The organism is Streptomyces sp. UF-297, from assembly GCF_058245575.1.
Map to the genome: position 1 here is coordinate 1 of NZ_JBSIBZ010000112.1, position 20,911 is coordinate 20,911.

The 20,911-nt window shown below is 73.9% G+C and carries 17 protein-coding genes; 11 read left to right on the forward strand and 6 right to left on the reverse strand.

Annotated elements, in window-relative coordinates; all coding sequences use genetic code 11:
- Window positions 1-52: 52 nt before the first annotated feature.
- Both AC4IJH_RS38805 and AC4IJH_RS38810 read right to left on the reverse strand, forming a co-directional pair.
- Window positions 53-676: a TerD family protein gene (locus AC4IJH_RS38805; RefSeq protein WP_490856697.1), complete on the reverse strand. Its 624-nt coding sequence runs from the start codon at window positions 674-676 to the stop codon at window positions 53-55.
- Between the two features lie 90 nt (window positions 677-766).
- Complete coding sequence (locus AC4IJH_RS38810) at window positions 767-1,354, reverse strand: TetR/AcrR family transcriptional regulator (RefSeq protein WP_490856698.1); 588 nt, start codon at window positions 1,352-1,354, stop codon at window positions 767-769.
- Window positions 1,355-1,572: 218 nt separating this feature from the next.
- Here AC4IJH_RS38810 and AC4IJH_RS38815 point away from each other — a divergent pair, with 218 nt between their 5' ends.
- Entirely contained in the window at window positions 1,573-2,178 is a 606-nt protein-coding gene (locus tag AC4IJH_RS38815; RefSeq protein WP_490856699.1) for a YdbC family protein, read from the forward strand.
- Between the two features lie 157 nt (window positions 2,179-2,335).
- On the opposite strand, the gene AC4IJH_RS38820 is transcribed toward AC4IJH_RS38815, so the two are convergent.
- Complete coding sequence (locus tag AC4IJH_RS38820; RefSeq protein WP_490856700.1) at window positions 2,336-3,049, reverse strand: TetR-like C-terminal domain-containing protein; 714 nt, start codon at window positions 3,047-3,049, stop codon at window positions 2,336-2,338.
- 98 nt (window positions 3,050-3,147) lie between these two features.
- Between AC4IJH_RS38820 and abc-f the strand changes: the two genes are divergently transcribed.
- The 3 genes from abc-f (at window position 3,148) to AC4IJH_RS38835 (ending at window position 6,447) form a co-directional block, all read left to right on the forward strand.
- Entirely contained in the window at window positions 3,148-4,770 is a 1,623-nt protein-coding gene (abc-f, locus tag AC4IJH_RS38825) for a ribosomal protection-like ABC-F family protein (protein WP_490856701.1), read from the forward strand.
- A 98-nt stretch (window positions 4,771-4,868) separates the two neighbouring features.
- A complete protein-coding gene (locus AC4IJH_RS38830) occupies window positions 4,869-5,528 on the forward strand; it encodes a histidine phosphatase family protein (RefSeq protein WP_490856702.1) in 660 nt (219 codons plus the stop codon).
- Window positions 5,529-5,538: 10 nt separating this feature from the next.
- Window positions 5,539-6,447: an ADP-ribosylglycohydrolase family protein gene (locus AC4IJH_RS38835; RefSeq protein WP_490856703.1), complete on the forward strand. Its 909-nt coding sequence runs from the start codon at window positions 5,539-5,541 to the stop codon at window positions 6,445-6,447.
- A gap of 75 nt (window positions 6,448-6,522) precedes the next feature.
- Here AC4IJH_RS38835 and AC4IJH_RS38840 read toward each other — a convergent pair whose 3' ends face one another.
- Window positions 6,523-8,100 carry an MFS transporter gene (locus AC4IJH_RS38840; protein ID WP_490856704.1) on the reverse strand — a complete coding sequence of 526 codons (1,578 nt, stop codon included), beginning with the start codon at window positions 8,098-8,100 and terminating at the stop codon, window positions 6,523-6,525.
- A gap of 125 nt (window positions 8,101-8,225) precedes the next feature.
- Between AC4IJH_RS38840 and AC4IJH_RS38845 the strand changes: the two genes are divergently transcribed.
- From AC4IJH_RS38845 to AC4IJH_RS38855, 3 genes are all read left to right on the forward strand, one after another.
- Window positions 8,226-8,849, forward strand: coding sequence for a TetR/AcrR family transcriptional regulator (locus AC4IJH_RS38845; protein WP_490856705.1), 624 nt, complete (start codon window positions 8,226-8,228; stop codon window positions 8,847-8,849).
- 63 nt (window positions 8,850-8,912) lie between these two features.
- Complete coding sequence (gene rnhB / locus AC4IJH_RS38850; protein WP_490856706.1) at window positions 8,913-9,614, forward strand: ribonuclease HII; 702 nt, start codon at window positions 8,913-8,915, stop codon at window positions 9,612-9,614.
- Between the two features lie 77 nt (window positions 9,615-9,691).
- Complete coding sequence (locus AC4IJH_RS38855; protein WP_490856707.1) at window positions 9,692-10,348, forward strand: hypothetical protein; 657 nt, start codon at window positions 9,692-9,694, stop codon at window positions 10,346-10,348.
- Between the two features lie 90 nt (window positions 10,349-10,438).
- Here AC4IJH_RS38855 and AC4IJH_RS38860 read toward each other — a convergent pair whose 3' ends face one another.
- Together AC4IJH_RS38860 and AC4IJH_RS38865 are read right to left on the reverse strand one after the other, a co-directional pair.
- Window positions 10,439-11,086 (reverse strand): hypothetical protein, encoded by a 648-nt coding sequence (locus tag AC4IJH_RS38860; RefSeq protein ID WP_490856708.1) that lies wholly within the window; start codon window positions 11,084-11,086, stop codon window positions 10,439-10,441.
- 234 nt (window positions 11,087-11,320) lie between these two features.
- Window positions 11,321-13,483: a RecQ family ATP-dependent DNA helicase gene (locus AC4IJH_RS38865; RefSeq protein ID WP_490856709.1), complete on the reverse strand. Its 2,163-nt coding sequence runs from the start codon at window positions 13,481-13,483 to the stop codon at window positions 11,321-11,323.
- A gap of 136 nt (window positions 13,484-13,619) precedes the next feature.
- Between AC4IJH_RS38865 and AC4IJH_RS38870 the strand changes: the two genes are divergently transcribed.
- The 4 genes from AC4IJH_RS38870 to AC4IJH_RS38885 all read left to right on the forward strand — a co-directional run bounded on the left by AC4IJH_RS38870 (window position 13,620) and on the right by AC4IJH_RS38885 (window position 20,805).
- Window positions 13,620-15,041, forward strand: a complete 1,422-nt coding sequence (locus AC4IJH_RS38870; RefSeq protein ID WP_490856710.1) for a DUF4192 domain-containing protein — start codon at window positions 13,620-13,622, stop codon at window positions 15,039-15,041.
- Window positions 15,042-15,256: 215 nt separating this feature from the next.
- Window positions 15,257-17,212, forward strand: coding sequence for a glycogen debranching N-terminal domain-containing protein (locus tag AC4IJH_RS38875; RefSeq protein ID WP_490856717.1), 1,956 nt, complete (start codon window positions 15,257-15,259; stop codon window positions 17,210-17,212).
- A gap of 50 nt (window positions 17,213-17,262) precedes the next feature.
- Complete coding sequence (locus AC4IJH_RS38880) at window positions 17,263-18,027, forward strand: NUDIX hydrolase (RefSeq protein WP_490856711.1); 765 nt, start codon at window positions 17,263-17,265, stop codon at window positions 18,025-18,027.
- 216 nt (window positions 18,028-18,243) lie between these two features.
- Window positions 18,244-20,805, forward strand: coding sequence for an ABC transporter ATP-binding protein (locus AC4IJH_RS38885; protein ID WP_490856712.1), 2,562 nt, complete (start codon window positions 18,244-18,246; stop codon window positions 20,803-20,805).
- Window positions 20,806-20,911 lie beyond the last annotated feature (106 nt).

Consider the following 20,911-nt stretch of genomic DNA (forward strand, 5'->3'; position numbering starts at 1 on the left):
CCCCCCCCCCCCCCCCCCCCCCCCCCCCCCCCCCTCAGCCGTACGGCCACGGTCAGCGCGTGGTGCCCATCAATTCGGTGAACTCCGTCGGGTCGGTGTCGAAGCCGCGTACGCCGCGGCGGAATTCCCAGATTCCGGCGTCGTTCCGGAGGAATTCCGCGACGGTCGCGGCCGTGGCGGCCCCGACCTCGGTGAAGTCGCTCTTCGCCAGCTCGTCGTAGCCCTCGTGTATCGCAAAGGCGGTGTTGGCCACCTCGCCGAACGTCCGGTGGCCGTTGCGCTGTTGGACGGCGATCCCCACGACCGCGCGTACGTAGCGCGGATCCAGCCGGTCGAGCTCCAGGGTCATGACCTCGTCGGAGCCGAAGCCCTGGCCGTTGCGGCTGTCCCGGTTGAGGGTGATGGTGCCGTCGGGGGACCGGCTGCCGAAGTGCACCAGGTAGGCGGGAGAGCCCTGTGGGGCGTCCGCGGAGTAGACCGCGGCGATGATGTCGAGATCATGGGCGGGTGTGCCGGAGGGGCTGGGGTCCCATTTGAGCGTCACCTGGACCTTTCCGAGTCCCTTGTTGAGACTGCTCACCAGACTTCCCTTCCTCATTGCGGGGCCGATGCGGCGTACGTCCGGGTGCCGCGCAGTGCCTTTGCGCCCGGGGCCGGACGGTCGGCCACTGACCACACAGTAGACGTCAAGTCCCTGGTGGAGCAGCCCTTATCAGGAGGACGTACGGGTAAACACCCGGGGGCGTGCGGGAGTTGAAGGGGCGCCTCAGTGCGCCACTTCGCCCCAGAGGCGGGCGAGATGGCCCTCCAAGGTGCTCAGGGCGGTCTCGGCCGAGAGGTGCTCGAAGAGGATGTGCACGGTCAGGCCGTCGGTCAGCGCCAGCAGGACGCGGGCCTCGTGCTGCGGGTCGCGGATGTCGGCGGCCTCGCCGATGAGCCGGGCGAACAGCTCCTGCAGATCGGTGTAGTAGCCCCGCAGGACCTTGGCCAGCGGCGGGCTGACCATGGCCTGGGCGACGAACGCGAGCCATACGCGGGCCTCCGGGCGGTACTCCTCGCGCAGCAGCGAGATCTCCGTCGCGGCGTGCTCCAGCGCCGTACGGGAGGAGTGGACGGGGGACTCGGCGAGCCGGGCCTCCGCGCGGCGGCCGATGCGCTCACTGACGTGGGACAGGGCGAAGACGAGCATCTCCTCCTTGGTGTGGAAGCAGCGCTGCACGGCCCCCATGGAGACCTGCGCGCGGGCCGCCACATCGCGCAACGTGACGCCCTCCAGGCCGTGTTCGTCGGCGAGATGGCACACGGCGTCGGCGATCTGCCGTCTGCGGCTGTCGTGATCCACCAGTCTGGGCATGCCGCGCCCCCCACTTCCCGGGCTTCCCCGCCGTCGCCGCGTCCGTACGCGCCCGGTCCCGCCGCGACGCGTACGCATCGGGCACCAGATTACGATGCGATGCACCTGCATCGGTACGGCCGGCGGCGAGCGGATCGCCGCTTGGACGCGGGGAGTTGAGGGTGATTGGCATGTGACGGGCGGTGAATCGGGTCGCTCCTGGGCCGTACGATGGCGCGGTGCTGGTCAAGTGGATTCGTTGCACCGTGGTGGACCGTCGAGGGTTCGAGCGGGGGCAGCGGAAATGGGCGGGGCTTTTGGGGGAGCCGGGGTTCCGGGGGCAGGGCGGGGGGTGGAGCCGGTCGCGGCCGGGGGTCGTGCACCTGGTGGCCTTCTGGGAGAGCAGGGCGTTCTACGACTCCTTCATGGCGCGTTCGCACGACCGGCTGGCGGCGGCGCAGGCGGGCACCTTCAAGGACGTCCAAGTGCGCCTGTTTGAGCACGAGTTCGATGTGAAGGTGGGCTTCCGGCCCGTGTTCTCGGACGCGGACGTGCTGCGGCTGGCGCACTGCCAGGTACGGGTGGACCGGCTCGAGCACTTCATGCTCATGCAGGAGAAGGTGTGGAACCCGGCGATGGCCGGGTCGCCGGGCATGCTGCGCGGGCTGATGGGGCGGGCTCCGGGGGAGGAGTTCCTGATCCTTTCGATGTGGGACTCGGCGGCGGAGCGGGGGAAGTACCGGCCCGAGAGGGTGGAACGGCTGGCGCTGCGCGCGCAGACGACGGCGGACGTGCGGGCGGTCACGGGGGATGTGATCGACCTCGAACCGTCGTGGGCGGTGTGAGGGTGCTTCGGTGCGGCGTGGGCCGGTGAGCCCTGGCCGGGCCGGTGAGGTGCTGGCCGGGCAGGTGAGGCGCTGGCCGGGCCGGTGAGGCGCTGGCCGGGCAGGTGTGAGGTGCGGGCCGGTGCGGGCGTCCCCCGGGGTGGCGACGTACGGGTGCCTAGGGTGCCTTCTGGAGGGCGAACGCGCCCGCGCGGGCGGCTGTGAGGGCCGCGGCGGCGGCCTGGTCGGCGGTGTGCTCGTCGACCGGCTCGCGGGTGACGAACAGGCGGAAGAAGAGCGGCGCCGAGACGGCGCGCACCACGGATCCGGCGTCGATTCCGGCTGCGCCGCCCGGGAGTTCGCCGCGCTCCTGCGCGCGCTCCACGATGACCTCGCAGCGCGCGAACCGCTCGGTGTAGAAGGCGCGCAGCGCTTCGGCGGCGCGCTCGGACTGGAACGCGGCCGCGATGAAGGCCGAGCCGGAGGCGGCCGCCGCGGGATCGGTGAAGGAGTGCACGACCTCGCGGGCCAGGGCGCGCAGATCGCCCTCCAGGGACCCGGTGTCCGGCGGGGTCCAGCTGTCCTCGCCCGCCAGGTCCAGCACCTCGGCCACCAGGCCGTCGACGCCGCCCCAGCGGCGGTACAGGGTCGTCTTGTGGATGCCCGAGTGCTCGGCGACGTACTCGACGGTCAGGCCGGGGTAGCCCAGTTCGCCCAGGCCGGCCACGACGGCGTCGCGCACGGCGGCGCGGGTGCGGGCGGTGCGCCCGCCGGGGCGGCGGGTGCCGGGCGGGGGCGTGGCGGGTCCGGACGCGGTGGGCTCGGATGTGGCGGGCTCGGAGGCGGTGGGCTCGCTCTCCCCGTCGCTCCGCGCGGAAATCTTCTCGGACAAGTGCAACTCCTGTTGCGTTAGCTGGCTGGGGCGTGCCATCATCGTAACGCAACGCAAGTTGCATTTATGGAATCGGCGTGCGCCCTCAGGAGGATTGTTTGCCCACTCAGATCTCGCTGCACGATGTGTCCAAGTCCTACGGCGACCGGCTGCTGCTCGACGGTGTCTCGCTGGCGATACGCCCGGGGGACAAGGCCGGCATCGTGGGGGAGAACGGCGCGGGGAAGTCGACCCTGCTGCGCCTCATCGCCGGCGTGGAGCAGCCGGACGAGGGCCGGGTCGTACTGACGGCCGACGGCGGGATCGGCTATCTCGGCCAGACCAGCGATCTCCCGCAGGACCGCACGGTCCAGGACGCCATCGACGCCGCGCTGGACGAACTGCGCGCCATCGAGCGCCGGCTGCGGGAGCTGGAGGGGCGGCTGGGCTCGGCGGAAGCCGCGGAACTGGCGGAGTACGGCGACCTCCTCACCGTCTTCGAACTGCGCGGAGGGTACGAGGCCGACGCCCGCGTCGAGAAGGCCCTGCACGGCCTGGGGCTGGCCCACGTGGGGCGGGACCAGACGGTCGGCAGCCTCTCCGGCGGCGAACTGGCCCGGCTCGGGCTGGCCTGCCTCATAGCCGCCGCCCCCGAGGTGATGCTGCTGGACGAGCCGACCAACCACCTGGACGCCTCCGCCCTGGACTGGCTGGAGGGCGCGCTGCTGGCCCACGGCGGCACGGTCGTCGCGGTCTCCCACGACCGGCTCTTCCTCCAGCGCTTCGCCGCCACCGTCGTCGAGGTGGCCGCCGACCGCCGCACCGTCGTGCGGTACGGCGGCGGATACGGCACCTTCGTCAGCGCCAAGGCCGCCGCCCGCCGCCGGTGGGAGCAGGAGTACGAGCAGTGGTGCCAGGAGATCGCGCGGCTGACCGACTTCTCCGCGGGCGGGGCGCGGGCCGTCGCCCAGGGCCGGGCGATCAAGGACAACAACAAGATGGCCTACGACCGCAACGCCGGCCGGGTCCAGTCCTCCATCGCCGCCCGGGTGCGCAACACCCAGGAGCGGCTGCGCAGGCTGGAGCAGGAACCGGTCCCCAAGCCGCCGGAGCCGCTGCGCTTCCGGGCGGCGCCCGCGGCCGGAGACGCCCAGGGCGCCCTCGTCGCCCTGGAGGGGGTGCGGGTGGCGGACCGGCTGGCCGTGGACGCACTGACCGTTTCGGCGGGGGAGCGGCTGCTGGTCCAGGGACCCAACGGCGCGGGGAAGTCCACCCTGCTGCGGGTGATGGCGGGAGTGCTGGGGCCCGATGCGGGAGCGGTCCGAAGGAACGGGCGGATCGGCTATCTCGCCCAGGAGATACCTCTGAGCAGGCCCCGGGAGCGGGTGCTGGCCGCATTCGGCCGCGGGCTGGGCGGCACGCCCGAGGAGCAGGCCGAACTCCTGCTGTCCTTCGGGCTGTTCCGGGAGCGCGACCTGTCGGTACCGGTGGGCGCGCTGTCGGTCGGCCAGCGGCGCAGACTGGCGCTGGCCCGGCTGCTGGCCCGCCCCGCGGACCTCCTGCTGCTGGACGAGCCGACCAATCACCTGGCCCTGGACCTCGTCGAGGAACTGGAACAGGCGCTGGCGGCCTGGCCGGGAGCCCTGGTCGTCGTCTCGCACGACCGGCTGCTCGGCCGCCGCTTGAGCGGACGGCACTGCGAGATACGCGAGGGCCGCGCGGTGGTGGGCGATGGTGTGTGAGTGAGGGGCAAGGCGTCTGGGCGACGACGCATCGTGACCGCTGCGGCGCGTACCGTAGGAATGAGGCATGTACAGGCCAGGCGTTTTAGGGTGGCTGCATGGCTCGTCCCCGACGCATCGTTCTCATCCGGCACGGAGAGTCGGAGGGGAATGTCGACGACACCGTCTACGAGCGCGAGCCCGACCACGCGCTGAGCCTGACGGACAAGGGGGTGCGCCAGGCCGAGGAGGCGGGCGAGCCGCTGCGGGCGATGTTCGGCGACGAGCAGATCTCCGCGTACGTGTCCCCCTACCGCCGTACGCACCAGACCTTCCGGACGCTGGGGCTGGACATGGACCGGGTGCGGGTCCGAGAGGAGCCCAGGCTGCGCGAGCAGGACTGGGGCAACTGGCAGGACCGGGACGACGTACGGCTGCAGAAGGCCTACCGCGACGCCTACGGCCACTTCTTCTACCGCTTCGCCCAGGGCGAGTCCGGCGCGGATGTCTACGACCGGGTCGGGGCGTTCCTGGAGAGCCTGTGGCGCAGCTTCGAGGACCCCGGCCACCCGCCCAACGTCCTGATCGTCACGCACGGCCTGACCATGCGGCTGTTCTGCATGCGGTGGTTCCACTGGTCCGTCGCGGAATTCGAGTCGCTGTCGAACCCGGGCAACGCGGAGTTCCGTTCGCTGCTGCTCGGCCCCGACGGCCGCTACAGCCTGGACCGGCCGTTCGAACGCTGGTGTAAACCCGAGCCTTACGGCATCACCGGTTAGAGTGCCACCGATGACCGCCGACCACCGTGACGCAGAGCGCTTCGAGCGGGCCCTCGCCAGCCTGCGCGGGCTGTCCGTGGGCGATGCCCTCGGATCCCGATTCTTCGTTCCCGCCAACTACCCCTCCCTCAAGCGACGCGAGCTGCCGCCGGACCCCTGGCAGTGGACCGATGACACCGAGATGGCCTGCTCGGTGGTGTCCGTGCTGGCGACCTGCGGCCGCATCGACCAGGACGCGCTCGCGCGCTCCTTCGCCGAGCACCACGACGTCGACCGCGGCTACGGCCCGGCGGTCAACCGCATGCTCCGCCTGATCCGCGAGGGCGGCGACTGGCGCGAGCTGGCCGCGGCCCTGTTCAACGGGCAGGGGTCGTGGGGCAACGGCGCCGCCATGCGCATCGCCCCGCTGGGCGCCTGGTACGCCGACGACCCCGAGCAGGCCACCCACCAGGCGGAGATCTCCGCGTACACCACGCACCAGCACCGCGAGGCGGTGGTCGGCACGATGGCGGTAGCCGCGGCCGCCGCCCTGGCCGCCGACCCGGCCCGCAGGCCCGGCCCCGAGGAACTCCTGGACGGCGTGCTGGCGCTGATCCCGCGCAGCGCCGTACAGGCCGGACTGCGCCGCGCGCGGGACATGCTCGACTACGGCGACGCGAGCACCGTCGCCGCCGTGCTCGGCTGCGGCCGGCGTACCAGCGCCCACGACACCGTGCCCTTCACGCTCTGGGCCGCGGCGCGCCATCTCGGCGACTACGAGCAGGCGTTCTGGACCACCGCCCAGGCGGGCGGCGATGTCGACACCACCTGCGCGATCGTCGGGGGCATCGTGAGCGCCACGCAGGGCGGCACCCCGCCCCAGGAGTGGCTGGAGCGCACGGAGCCGCTGCCGTCCTGGACGCCCGCGCTCTCCGCCTGACCGCGGCGCGTACCCGGCGCGCGCCGCTTCCGCCGCGGGAGAGCCGGCTTGAGGGCACACTGGCCGACGGGCCCCTCAGGGGTTTCCCTTCGCGGCGGCGGCTTCCCCCGCGGACTGTGTCTCCGGCAGTGGGACGCCGCTGAGTGCCTCGACATCGCTCTTGCGCACCCGCAGCACCACCACCGCGACGACCACGGCCAGCAGCACCATCCCCGTCGCCGCCAGGAAGGCGTCGGCGATCCCCTGTGTGAGCACCACATGGCTCCAAGGGGCGGGGAGCTCATGGGACTTGGCGAACGCGGCCTTCTGCTCGGGCGAGGCCTTCGCCATGAAGTCGGGCAGCTGTCTGGTGGCTTCGTCCCGGCTGGCCGAGCCGTACACCGTCACCAGGATCGACAGGCCCAGCGAACCGCCCACCTGCTGTGTGGCGTTGAGCAGCCCGGAGGCCGCCCCCGCGTCACGCGGCACGATCCGGGACACGGCGGTCAGCGTGAGTGTGACGAAGTTGAACCCCATGCCGAAGCCGAAGAGCAGCATCGGCACCAGCACCCCGCCCGCGAAGGAGTCCCCGGCGTCCAGGAGGGCCAGCCAGGCCATGCCGGCCGCGGTGATCGTCGTGCCCGCGACGATCAGCGGCTTGGGGCCGAGCAGGGGCAGCAGCCGCTGAGAGGCCGCCGCGGACGCCACGATCGCCGCCGTCGCGGGCAGGAAGGCGAGCCCCGCCGCGATCGGGTCGTACCCGAGCACGATCTGCACGAAGAGCACCATGAAGAAGAACATCCCCATCATGGCCGCGGCGAGGCTCAGCATGATCGTGTACGTCGCCGAGCGGTTGCGGTCGGCGAACATCCGCAGCGGAGTGATCGGCTCCTGCGCCCGCGCCTCGGTGAGGACGAAGCCCGCCAGCAGCACCAGGGCGGCCGCGAACGAGCCGATGGTCAGGGAGTCCGTCCAGCCGTGGTCCGAGGCGCGTATGAAGCCGTAGACCAGCGCCGTCATGCCCAAGGTGGAGGTGGCGGCCCCCGCTATGTCGAACCGGCCGGGGTGGCGCTCGGACTCGCCGATGTAGAGCAGCGCGAGCGCCGCGATCAGCACCCCGATCGGTACGTTCACGAACAGCACCCACCGCCAGTCGAGCCACTCGGTGAGCATGCCGCCCGCCAGCAGCCCGATCGCGCCGCCGCCGGCCGAGACGGCGGCGAACACCCCGAAGGCGCGGTTGCGTTCGGGGCCTTCGGGAAAGGTCGTCGTCACCAGCGCCAGCGAGGTCGGCGAGGCGATCGCGCCGCCGACGCCCTGCAGCGCGCGGGCCGCGAGCAACTGCCAGGGCTCCTGGGCGAATCCGCCGAGCAGGGAGGCCAGGGTGAACAGCACGATGCCGAAGAAGAACACCCGGCGCCGGCCCAGGATGTCCCCGGCCCGGCCGCCCAGGAGCAGCAGCCCGCCGAAGGTGAGGGTGTAGGCGCTGAGCACCCAGGACAGGCCGGTGGTGGAGAAGTTGAGGGAGTCGCGGATGTGCGGCAGGGCGATGTTGACGATGGTGGCGTCCAGAACGACCATCAGCTGGCAGGCGGCGATGACGGTCAGGGCGATGCCGGGGTGCCCCGCCCGCCGGGCCGGCGCGGGGGGAGTCGCTGAGGGCGTGGTCGCCACAATGGTTCCCCCGTAAAAGAGTTGGTGCGCGAGAGGGTTCACCAGCTCATCGACGATAGCGAGCACGGAGTAGTGAACGCAAGCGTTCACTAGAATTCCTGCCAGGCTCCAACGGAGGGTTTCCGATGGCGACTTCACGCCCCGAAGCCGGTGAGGCGCGGCCCGCCTCACCGCGCCGCCGCGGCCCCGTACTGGAGCGCGCGATCCTCCAGGCCGCCCTGGAGCAGCTGAGCGCCGCGGGCTGGCGCGGGCTGACCATGGAGGGCGTCGCGGCCCGCGCGCAGACCGGCAAGGCCGCCGTCTACCGCCGCTGGCCCACCAAGGGCGACCTGGTCGCCGACGCCCTGCGCACGGGCCTGCCCGACCTCGCGGAGGCCCCCGACTGCGGCAGTCTGCGCGAGGACCTCCTGCGGCTGTGCGCCCGGCTGCGCGAGGCGATGTACTCCCGCTCGGGCAACGCCCTGCGCGCCGTACTGGACGAGTGCGGCACCGAGGAGGCCGAGCGCTTCCACGTACTGATCCTCGAGGGCGTCGTCGAGCCCGGCAAGCGGCTGATGACCGAGGTCGTACGGCGCGGGATGGAGCGCGGCGAGGTACGCGCCGACGCCACCGGCGATCTTGTGGCGGACGTGGTCCCCGCGCTGCTCATGTACCGCCACAAGGTCAGCGGCGCCCGGCTGCGCGAGCAGGACGTCCTGGACGTCGTCGACCAGGTCATGATGCCGCTGCTCAGCCCGCGCTCCGGCTGACCGGGGCATTGGCCACGGCCGGTGCGTACGCGCGCCCGCATTAGGCGTACGCTTGCTGGCGACATGCCGTACGAGCCCCCAACCCACACCGTCGAACGATCGCTGCGCGCCACGACGGGCGCCAAGATCATTGCGGGAGTAGACGAGGTCGGGCGCGGCGCCTGGGCCGGACCGGTCAGCGTCTGCGCCGCGGTCACCGGACTGCGCCGCCCGCCTGCCGGACTCACCGATTCCAAGCTGCTGAGCGCCAAGCGCCGTACCGAACTCGCCGACACCCTCGGTGACTGGGTCACCGCGCACGCCCTTGGCCACGCCTCCCCGCAGGAGATCGACGAGATGGGCATGACCGCGGCGCTCAGGCTCGCGGCCGTCCGCGCCCTGGAGGCGCTGCCGGTCCGGCCCGACGCGGTCATCCTCGACGGCAAGCACGACTACCTCGGCCCCCCTTGGCGGGTCCGTACGGTCATCAAGGGGGACCAGTCCTGCGTCGCGGTCGCCGCCGCGTCCGTGATCGCCAAGGTGCGACGCGACACCATGATGGCCGAACTCGGCCTGGATCACGGCGACTTCGGCTTCGCGGACAACGCCGGCTATCCCTCGCCGGTGCACCGCTCGGCCCTGGAGGAGCACGGCCCCACCCCGCACCACCGGGTGTCGTGGTCCTACATGGACGCGCTGCCGCGCTGGCGGCATCTGAAGAAAGTGCGCAGCACCCCGGAAACAGCCGCTCTGGAGGCCGGTGGCCAACTCGGCTTCGACTTCTGAGCGGTGCGGACATGAACGCGGGCGGAATTCGGTACCCGCTGACGCGTCCCGCACCTACGTTTGATAGACATCCCTTTATGCCTCTCATCCCCGAGGAGCCTCAGATTCACGAGAGTGTCCCGGGTCCCCGCGCAAGCTCGGCCGCCGGCCGTACCGCGCCGACCCCTCGTCCTGTCCCTGGTCCCGGACCGCGTCCCGCACCGCCGCGTGGCGCCCCCGCTTCCAGTGCCCGTCCCGGCAAGCCCGGGCCTGCCGGTCCGTCCCGCGGCCCGGTTCCCGCTCCGCCGGCGCAGCGTACGGCCGCCAAGCCGTCCGCCGCGCCCGGTGGAGAGAGTGCTGCCGCCTCCGGAGCGCAGCTCCAGCTGATCCCGGCACCGGCCGACGGCGCGATCGACGCCGCCGACGAGGCCGTGGACCTGCTGCTGGACTCCGGTCGCGGGCCGGCCGACATCCTGGTGCTGACCACCGGCGACCCCCACCCTTGGGCCGCACACGAACTGTCCTTCGGCGAGGCGTCCTACTGGGCGCAGCACGACGCCGCGGACGACGTGTTCTACGCGGATGCCTCCGCCGAGCGCGCCACCGGACGGCCCGTCGTGGTCGTCGCGGTCAACGGCGGCGCGGACGAGGCCGTCGCGCAGGTGCTGCCCGCCGCGATGGCCCGTGCCGGAGTCCTGTTGATCGTCTGCGGTGACCCGCAGCGCATCAACGCCCTTCTGGGCGCGAGCGCCTAGGAGTCCGGCTCGGGGGAGCCCGGCGGCCACGGCCGGCCGGGCTCGCTCACGGCGCCTTCGTCCACGCCGACGCGGTCGCCGCGCCTCGCCTCAGCGGGCCGCCGTGCGCCAATGGGCGTCGGCGGCGCCGCCACCGGTGTGCCGCGGCGCGTTCGCCGTGCCGTTGTGGCGCTGCGGTGAGGGGCCGCAGGTGTCCGGCTGCCCGTCGTGCCTGCCGAAGTGGGGGCGACGCCCGCCCCTGCCCTCGCCCAGCACCTGCCAGCCGCTGCGGGTGAGCGTGATGTACGCGCCGCAGCGCAGGCCGTGCAGCGTGCACGCGTCGCGCAGGCCCCACATCCACGCGCCGTCCGCCTCCGTCCAACGGGGCTCGCCCTCACGGCAGTAGAGCAGTACGGCCGTCCGCACCGGAACGCGCAGCCGCAGGTCGTGCGGGATGACCCGGCGCAGCTGCGCCAGCAGGGCATTGCGGAACTCCCAGCCGTCCGGTGCCGCCGTGCGCTGTGTGAAGGACGCACTCGCGGTCACCCGTTCCTCCTGGTCCAGGACCGCCACCACGGCCGTCCAGGGACCCGGCAGATGCCGGTCGTGCAGCCCCGTGACCACTTCACGGGGGTTGCGCAGCAGCGGAATACCGGCCGAGGCCCACTCCGCGGGCTCCAGCATGCGGCCGAGCCGGGCGGCGGAATCGGCGGACACGGGCAGGGACGCGCTCGCGGGCGGAGCGAAGCCGAGGGTCACGGTCCTCCCTTCGTCTGCGCGTCCACGCATCGGGCCTCGGCCGCGCGCCGAAAGGGCGCCACGGCATGGCCCTGCCTGGCCGCGGACGGCCGGTACGGGGAAGCGAGTTCAATTCTTGCGGGCGTACTGGCATGCGGCAACGAGCAATTCGCGGGCACCACCGGAATCGGTCGGTGCGTCGGCTATATCTCTGCCCGCCGCACCGGCCGCTGATGCCGGACGGCCCTTTCTATGTCACCCCTGAACGGCCAGTACCAGCGGGAACACCCCCTGTGCACCGGCCCTGCGCAGCAGTCGCGCGGCCACCGCCAACGTCCAGCCGGTCTCGGTGAAGTCGTCCACCAGCAGCACCGGGCCGCCGGCCGCCTCCAGGGCCTGCGCCAGCTCGGGCGGCACGCTCAACGAGCCGTGCAGCGCCCGCAGTCGCTGGGCGCTGTTGCTCCGCGGAATCCGGGCACGGTCGTCCTCCTGATGGGCAAGCGTCCCCAGGAACGGCATCCGCCCGACCGCGGCGATCCGCTCACCCAGCGAGTGGATCAGCTGCGGGCGCCCGCGCGAGGGGAGCGCGACCACGCCCACCGGCCGCGCCGGCGCGTCGGCGGCCCCCGAGGCCCAGCCGCCGGGCCCCTTGGCCCAGTCGGCGAGGACCGTCACCACGGCGGCGGCGACATCGTCCGGAACCTGGCCGTCGGGGGCCTGCGGGGCGAGCATCGGCCGCAGCCGGTTGCCCCAGCCGATGTCGGAGAGCCGGCCCAGGGCCCGCCCGGGAGCGGCCTGCTCGCCCGCCGGAATACGGCCCTTGAGCTCCACGCCGATCGCGGGCAGCCCCGTCGGCCACATGCGCCGCGGCTCCACCTCCACACCGGGCCGCCCCAGCTCGCCGCGCGCCGCGTCCAGCGCCGCCGCCGAGACCTCGGCGGTGAACCGGGCCCCGGCGCAGTTGTCGCACCGGCCGCAGGGCGCCGCCGCCTCGTCGTCCAACTGCCGCCGCAGGAACTCCATGCGGCAGCCCGTCGTCGTGGCGTACTCTCGCATCGCCTGCTGCTCGGCCTCGCGCTGGCGGGCCACCCACGCATAGCGCTCGGCGTCGTACGCCCAGGGCCTGCCGGTGGCCGTCCAGCCACCCTTGACCCGGTGGACGGCGCCGTCCACGTCGAGCACCTTGAGCATCGTCTCCAGCCGGGAGCGGCGCAGCTCGACCAGCGGCTCCAGGGCGGGCAGCGACAGCGGGCGGTCGGCGGCGCCCAGGACGTCCAGGGTGCGGCGCACCTGCTCCTCGGGCGGGAAGGCGAGCGAGGCGAAGTACTTCCAGATCGCCTCGTCCTCGCGGCCGGGCAGCAGCAGCACCTCGGCGTGCTCCACCCCACGCCCGGCGCGGCCCACCTGCTGGTAGTAGGCGATGGGGGAGGAGGGCGAGCCCAGGTGCACCACGAAGCCGAGGTCGGGCTTGTCGAAGCCCATGCCCAGCGCTGACGTGGCCACCAGCGCCTTGACGCGGTTGGCCAGCAGATCCTCCTCGGCCTGCTGGCGGTCGGCGTTCTCCGTCTTGCCGGTGTACGAGGCCACGGTGTGCCCGCACTGGCGCAGGTAGGCCGTGACCTCCTCGGCCGCGGCGACGGTGAGGGTGTAGATGATGCCCGAGCCCGGCAGCTCGGAGAGGTGATCGGCGAGCCAGGCCAGCCGGTGGGCCGCGTCCGGCAGCGGCAGCACCCCCAGGCTCAGGCTCTCCCGGTCCAGCGGGCCGCGCAGCACCAGCGCCTCGGCGGCGCCCTCGCCGGTCCCCAACTGCTCGGCGACATCGGCCGTCACGCGCGCGTTGGCCGTCGCCGTCGTGGCCAGTACGGGAACGCCGGGCGGGAGGTCGGCCAGCATCGTGCGCAGCCGCCGGTAATCGGGGCGGAAGTCATGGCCCCAGTCCGAGATGCAGTGCGCCTCGTCCACCACCAGCAGGCCCGTGGCCGCCGCGAGCTTGGGCAGCACCTGGTCGCGGAAGTCGGGGTTGTTCAGCCGCTCCGGGCTCACCAGGAGCACGTCCACCTCGCCGGCCGCCACCTCGGCCTGGACGGTGTCCCACTCCTCGGTGTTGGCGGAGTTGATCGTGCGCGCCTTGATCCCGGCCCGCGCGGCCGCCTCGACCTGGTTGCGCATCAGCGCGAGCAGCGGGGAGACGATCACGGTGGGGCCGCTGCCGCGCCCGCGCAGCAGCGCGGTGGCCACGAAATACACCGCCGACTTGCCCCAGCCCGTGCGCTGCACCACCAGCGCCCGGCGACGGTCGGCGACCAGCGCCTCGATCGCCCGCCACTGGTCCTCGCGCAGCCGGGCGGCGCCGGTGGGGTCCCCGACGAGGCGGGAGAGAACGGCATCGGCCGCGGCACGCAGGTCTTGGTTGCTCATGCCCCCATGCAACCCGATGCCACTGACAACGCGCGAACTCCCGCCCTGGCCTGTGGAAAACTTCCGTCACCCTCGTACCGGCGCGAGTTATCCACAGGGGTCGCGGTGCGGCGGCGGATCGCGGGATCTTCGAGCCATGACTCAGCACAGCGAACCGACCGACCCCATCCCCTCCCACTCCGTCGGCCCCGCGGGTCCCGACCTCACCGAGCCCGACTCCAGCGGCGAGACCCAGGTCACGCTGCGCGGCCCGGCCGACCTCGCCGACGCCCTGCCCTACCTCCTGGGCTTCTACCCCGACGACTCCGTGGTGCTGGTCGCGCTGTACGGCGAGCGCGGCCGGTTCGGCGGCCGGGTCAGGCTCGGCATCCCGGCCGACCGGACCCAGTGGTCCTACGTCTCCGGACAGCTCGCGGGCTGCCTGGTCTCGGCGGGGGAGCAGCGCGGTGCGCGGCCCGAGGGAATCCTCGTCTTCCTGTGCCAGGAACCCTCGGCGGGGGAGTCGGGCCGGGACGTAATGGAGCGCCTGCGCCCCTTCGCACAACTGCTGCGCACCGCCTGCGGCGGACTGGACGTCCCGGTGCTCGAAGCCCTGTGCATCGCCAACGGCCGCTTCTGGTCGTACTGCTGCCCCGACTACCGCTGCTGCCCCGCCGAGGGAACACCGCTGGTCCTGCCCGGCACCTCTGTCATGGCCGCGGCCGCCGCCTATACGGGCCTTCAGGTCCGCGGCTCGCTGCGGGAGATGGAGGCCCGGCTCGCCCCGCTCACCGGACCCCGTGCCGCGCGGCAGGAAAAGGCCCTGGACGCCGCGGCCGCCGCGCTCGTCCCCCGCATGCTCGCCGAGCAGGGCGCGCGCTCGGTGCGGGCCCAGACCCTGGACCTGGCCGGCCGGATGATCCGCAGGTTCCGCGACGATGTGCCCTCCGGGAGCCTGCGGGCCCGGGACGCCTGCGACGACGCCCTGATCACCGACGGCGAGGCCGCCGAGCTGATCCTCGGCCTCCAGGACCGCCCCGCCCGGGACAGCGCCGCCCAGTGGATGGACGGGGAGTACGCAGATCCGGCGCTGCGCCTGTGGCGGGCCCTGGCACGCCGCTGCGCCGGCGGGTACGTCGAGCACGCCGTGCCCGCGCTCACCCTGGCGGGCTGGGTCGCCTGGTCCAGCGCCGACGGACCCACAGCGCGGGTCGCCCTGGCCAGGGCCCTGAGCCTGGACCCGGACTACCTCTTCGCCCAGTTGCTGCACCGCGGCATCAACGACGGGCTCGACCCCGAGCCGCTGCGCCGCTGCCTGCGGGAAGGGGTGCAGGAGGACGCGGTGGCCCTGCGCGGTGAAGGGCAGCAGCCGGCGGGCGCGCCGCGGGCCGACTGCGTACCCGGGCCGGGAAAGCCGGACAAGGGGGCGGCTGCCGGGCCGGACCGCGGGCCCCGGACCGGCAGCCAGCGCCCCGCGGGCAGCGGCGGACCGCGCGGCAGGGCGCGCGCGGCCGCCCGTGGCGAGGGGGCGCGCGGCAGGCGCCGGGGCAGCCGCGACGGTGGCCGGAGCCCGAGGTGACTGCCCCGGTTGCGCGCGGCCGGCGTGACCTGGGCGCCGGCCCGGCCGTTCACCTGTGTGGCGCAGCCCGCCCGCAGTCCAGACCTCACCAGGGAGCGCGAAGAGTGTCAGCCACGGTCCCCATCAGCCGGTCGGCCCGCCGGGTGCCCGCCGAGCCGCGCTCCGCGCCGCCCCGGGCACCGGAGCCGCAGTCCGTCCACTCCGCGCTGATCTGCGTGGCGCTGCCCGCCCTGGCCATCTCCGGCCAGGACGGCCGGCTCACCGGCCGCGGCATGGACGGCTTCTACCGCGCGGGCCGCCGGGTGCTCGCCCGCTGCGAGCTGCGGATCGCGGGGGCCGAACCACTCATGGTCCAGGGCAGACTGACCGCCGCGGACCGCGCCCGCTTCATCGGTACGGTCCGCACGGCCGGGGACCGGGGGCCCGACCCGGAGATCCGCGTCGAGCGCCTGCGGTCCGCCGAAGGGCTGGAGCGGATCGTCTTCCACAGCAGCGCCCAGCGGCCCGTACGCCTCCCCGTCGAGATCGCGCTCGGTACGGACCTGGCCGAGCTCGGCGCGGTCGCCATGGGGCTGTCCGGGCCCGAACTCGTGGCCAGCGTGCGCGACTTCGGACTGCGCTGGTCCGGCGCGGGAGCGCAGACCGTCGTCACGGCCTCGCCGCCCCCGGCCAACGCCATGGCCTCGGCGGGGCTCCTGTGCTGGGAACTGGACCTGCCGCCCGGTGCCAGCCGCACCATCGAACTGCGCGTGCGCCTGGAGCAGCACGACCCCGGGCGCCCGGCCGGCGGTCCTTCGCCGCCGGCCGCGCGCGGCGAGGGCGCGCCCCGGCCCTGGTCCGCGGCCCGGCTGGGCTGCGAGGACCCCCGGGCGGACGCGCTGCTGGCGGGCAGCCTGGAGGACCTCCAGGGCCTGCTGATGCGCGACCCGGCGAGCCCGGCGGACGTCCACCTCGCCGGCGGCGTCCCCTGGCGCTGCGGGCTCTCGCCCGCCGAAGCCCTGTGGTCCGCCCGCATGCTGCTGCCGCTGGGCACCCGGCTCGCCGCGGGCACCCTGCGCACCCTCGCCCGTACACAACTGGCCGCTCCAGGGGCGGATTTCGGCCGAATTCCCGGCGCGTTGCGCGATGCCGGGCCGCACGCCCCGCCCAGCTGTACGGGCATCGAGGCCACGCTGCTGTTCCCCACGGTGCTGGCCGAGGCGCGCCGGTGGGGCCTTCCCGAGCGCGAGGCCGAGCAGCTCCTGCCCGCCGCGGAGCGCTGCCTGGGCTGGCTGCTCGCCGCGACCGGCACGGGCGGCGAGGGCGGCAAGGGCGGCTATGTCCCCGATCCGGCGCCGGGCGGGCCCTACCGCTGCCAGACGCAGGCCCACGCGCACCGAGCCGCGCTGCTGGGCGCCGACCTCCTGGACGCCTTCGGCCGCCCGGGTGCCCGCGCGCTGCGCGAGTGGGCCGCGGCCCTGCGCGAGCGGTTCCACGCGGACTTCTGGGTGGAGGACCGAGGCGGTGGCCGCCCGGCGGCCCTGCGCTTCGCGGACGGCCGGATCACGCCCCACCTCGGCTCGGCGGCGGCCTACCTCCTGGACACCGGGCTGCTGGGCGGCGGTGCCCTGGCCCCCGGCCTGCTCGACAAGGTGCGTACGGAACACCTGGCGCGGCTGCTGGGCGGCCCTGCCCTGGACTCCGGCTGGGGCCTGCGGGGCCTGGGCGCCAAGGAGAGCGGCTACAACCCCTTCGGTCACCGCGGCGGCGCGGTGCGCGTCCACGAGACGGCGGTCGCGGTCGCCGGGCTCGCCGCGGCCGGCTACGAGAAGGAGGCGGGCTCCCTGGTCCGCGGCATTCTCGACGCCGCCCAGAGCTTCGCCTACCGCCTGCCCGAGATGTACGCGGGCGAGCAGCGCACCGGCGACGGCGCTCCCGTACCGCACCCCGCGGCCTGCCGCCCGGCGGCGGTCGCGGCGGCCGGCGCGGTGCACGCCCTGCTCGCGCTGGCCGGAGTGCGCCCGGACGCCCCGGCGGGGACCGTGGCCATACGCCCGGTCGGCAGCGCGCCCCTGGGCGCGATGCAGTTCACCGGTCTCAGCGTCGCCGAGCAGCCCTTCGCCGTACGCATCAGCAGGCTCGGCATGGGCATGGTCGAGGAGGCGGCAGATGGCTTGCAACTGGGGGCGTGAGGTATGCGCCGGGGCCTGTTTATCGTCAGGCGGACGACTATGATCGCGCCATGTCTCCCTACGACCCGTCGGCCTTCCCCCCGTTCGCCGTCACCGTCGACCTGGTCGTGCTCACCGTGCGCCGCCACGCGCTGTGCGCGTTGGCCGTGCGCCGCGGAGAGCCACCGTTCCAGGGGCGGTGGGCCCTGCCGGGCGGATTCGTCCGAGCGGAGGAGGACCTGGAGGCAGCGGCGGCCAGGGAACTCGCCGAGGAGACCGGGCTGCACACCTACAACCCGGCGGGCGCCTCGCCCGTCAGCTGCGCCCACCTCGAACAGCTCGCCACCTACGGCGACCCCAAGCGCGACCCCCGCATGCGAGTGGTCAGCGTCGCCCACCTCGTCCTGGCGCCCGACCTCCCCGCGCCGCGCGCCGGGGGCGACGCCCACAGCGCGCGCTGGGCCCCGGTCGACACGCTCCTGGAACAGGACAGCGGTCTGGGTCGCGACGGCGAGCAGAGCGCCCCGCTCGCCTTCGACCACGCCCGCATCCTGGGGGACGGCGTGGAGCGTGCCCGCTCGAAGATCGAGTACTCCTCGCTCGCCACCGCGTTCTGCCCGCCGGAGTTCACTGTCGGAGAGCTGCGGCGGGTCTACGAGGCGGTGTGGGGCGTGGCGCTGGACCCGCGCAACTTCCACCGCAAGGTGACCGGCACTCCCGGGTTCCTGGTGCCCACCGGTGGTACGACGACCCGTCAAGGAGGCCGTCCCGCCCAGCTGTTCAGGGCCGGTGGCGCGACCCTGCTCAACCCGCCGATGCTGCGGCCGGAGGTCTGAGCCGGGTTCACGGGCGTTGGCCCGCGGAGCCGGCCGGGGCGCCGGGCGCTGTGACGCCTGGGACACGAAGCGGTGGAATTATCTTCGCATTCCAGGCAAATCGGGCATACGGAGTTACCGTGGCCGGGTGAGTCCCCTCGTCCCCCCAACCGCCGTCGCAGCCGCCGCCGTCGAGCAAGCCGTCGCCGTACGGCCCCGTGCCCTGCGAGGGGCGCGATGATCCAGGCCATCGGGCTGACCAGCGAGCCCCGTCGTGAACTGCCCCCCGCCGTGGACGACCTCAGCTTCGAGGCGGCGCCCGGCCGGGTCACGGTCCTGCTCGGCGCCCACGGTGCGGGCAAGACCACCGCCCTGCGGCTGATGCTGCAGCTCGAACGCGGGCGCGGCGTGGCGCTCTTCCGCGGCCGTCCGCTGCACCGTGTCCCCAATCCGGCCAGGGAACTGGGCGTGATCCTCGGCGATGTCCCGGGGCTCCCCACCCGCACGGCCCGAGGCCACCTCAGGATGCTCAGCGCCGCGGCCGGAGTGCCCGCGGACCGGGCCGACGACGTGCTCGACCTCGTCGGTCTGAGCGGTCTGGCCGACCAGCGGCTGGGCGAGTTCTCGCGCGGCATGGACCGCAGGCTCGGGCTGGCCGCCGCCCTCCTCGGCGACCCGCACACCCTCCTCCTCGACGAGCCCTGCGAAGGCGTCTCCCCGCGCGAGTCGGCCTGGCTGAACGGGCTGCTGCGCGGCTACGCGGCGCAGGGCGGCGCCGTACTCGTCACCTCCGCCGACCCCAAGGAGGCGGCGCGGCTCGGCGACCGGGTGGTCACCATCGACAGCGGCAGGCTCGTCGCCGACCAGGACGCGGCCGACTTCGCCCGGACCCGCCTGCGCCGCCGCGTCGCGGTCCACTCCCCGCACGCCGACCGGCTGGCGGCCCTCATCGTCGACGAGTGGCAGCGCGCGCACCGCGGCACGGACCCCGCCGCGGACCGCGCCATCGAGGTCGTCCGCGAGAGCGGCAGCCGCATCGCCGTCTACGGCAGCACCTGCGCGGCCGTCGGCGACACCGCCTTCCGCCACGGCATCCTCGTCCACCGCCTCGCCGAAGAAGTGGGCGACACCGCCCCGATCACCCCCCTCCCCCGCGCCGACGGCCGCCGCCCCACCCCCCGAACCGCCTCCGCCCCCCACCCCAAGACCGCCACTCGCCCCCACACGGGAGCCAAAGCCGCCCTCCGCCCCGAACCGCACACCGCACCTGACACCACCCCACGCACCGAGCCCCGTACCGAAGCCGCCCCTCGCCTCCATGCCGATGCCGAAGCCGCCCTCCGCGCCGAAGCCGGGCCCGATTCACGCATCGCATCTGGCACCGCGCCGCGCGCCGGATCCCGGGCCGAACCTCGTGCCGAAGTCGCCCCCCGGCCCCATGCCGAGACTGCCCTCTGCGCCGAAGCGGGGTCCGGTCCGCGCATCGCATCTGGTGCCGAGCCGCGCGCCGGTTCTGAGGCTGAGCCCCGTACCGAAGTCGCCCCCCGCCCCCATGACAGGGCTGCAGCCGACCTCCGCGTCGAAGCCGGGTCCGGTCCGCGCATCGCATCTGGCGCCGAGCCGCGCGCTGAGTCCGAGGCTGAGCCCTGTACCGAAGTCGCCCCCCGCCCCCACGACAGGGCCGAAGCCGCCCTCCGTGTCGAAGCCGGGGCCCAGCCCCGTATCGCGGCTGGATCCCCACCGCGTCCCGAAGCCGGGGCCGGGGCGCGTCTTGAAGGGAGCGCGCGGCCTCGGGCCGAGGGGGGTGCCGGGCCTCTTGCCGACGCTCAGGTCCGGTCCCGCAGTGAAGTCGGCGCCGGGTCCCGTACGCGGGTCCGGCCTCGCATCGAAGCTGTCGCCGCCCCCGGCAGCCCGGCGAAATCCGTCGAGGCCGCGGCCTCGGCCTCCGCTCCGCGAGTCGTCAGGCGCGTACCGGCCGGACGCGCGGCCGTGGACGGGCCCAAGCGGCTGGTCATTCCGCGGTTGCCTGCGCCCGGGCCGGCGTGGCCGGTGCGGTACGAGGTCCGGCGTGCTGTCGGTGACCGCAGTGGAGTGCTCGCCGCCGTGGTGTCGCTCGTGGTCTCGCTCGGGCTGGCGCTGTGGCTCGCGCGGGGCGGGAGCGCGTCGCCGATGCGGGTGCTGGCCGGATGGCCGGTTCAACTTCCCTTCCCGGCGGGGGCACTTGGGGCCGGGCTGATCGGGGCGCTCTCTTTCGGCCAGGAGTTCCGCTATCCCGCACTCGCCCCCGAGCGCGGCACCGTCCCTCGGCGCCTGGGGCTGCTCGTCGCCAAGCTCCTGGTCAGCGGGGGCGTCGCGGTGCTGCTCGCGGTGACCGTGCTGGTGCTGGACGGCGCGCTCGTACGGGTCCTGTACGGGCCGCAGGCGCTGACGCGGCCCGATAACTGGCTTGTTCTCGTCGTCGGCTGGGTGGCGCTGATGGTCGGCTGCGCCTGGGCCGGGACGCTGGCGGCCGGTGTGTTCCGGTCCACCACAACGGGGTTGGCGGCCGTGCTCGCCGTCCCCGTCCTCGTCGTCCCGCTCGTGCAGCGCGTGCTGGACGAGCCGGCCGCGCGCTCCCTGGCCGGGGTGCCCGGGCGGCTGCGCTCGCTGGCCTTCGTCAAATGGCCGTCGGGAGTCGACCAGGGCGTATCCGCGGTGGTGCGGCTGGTCGCACAACCCGTGGGCGGGGCACTGGCGTTGTCGCTCGCCGCGCTGGTCTGCGCCTATGTCCTCACCGCGCTGCGCAGCAAGGCCCGTTGACCGCGTCGGTGATACCACCTGTCATCCGGATCGCATACCAACTGTCCGCAACTCCTAGGAGAAAGCCCATTTCTTTCCGATAAAGCGTCAATTACGAGGCGATGGG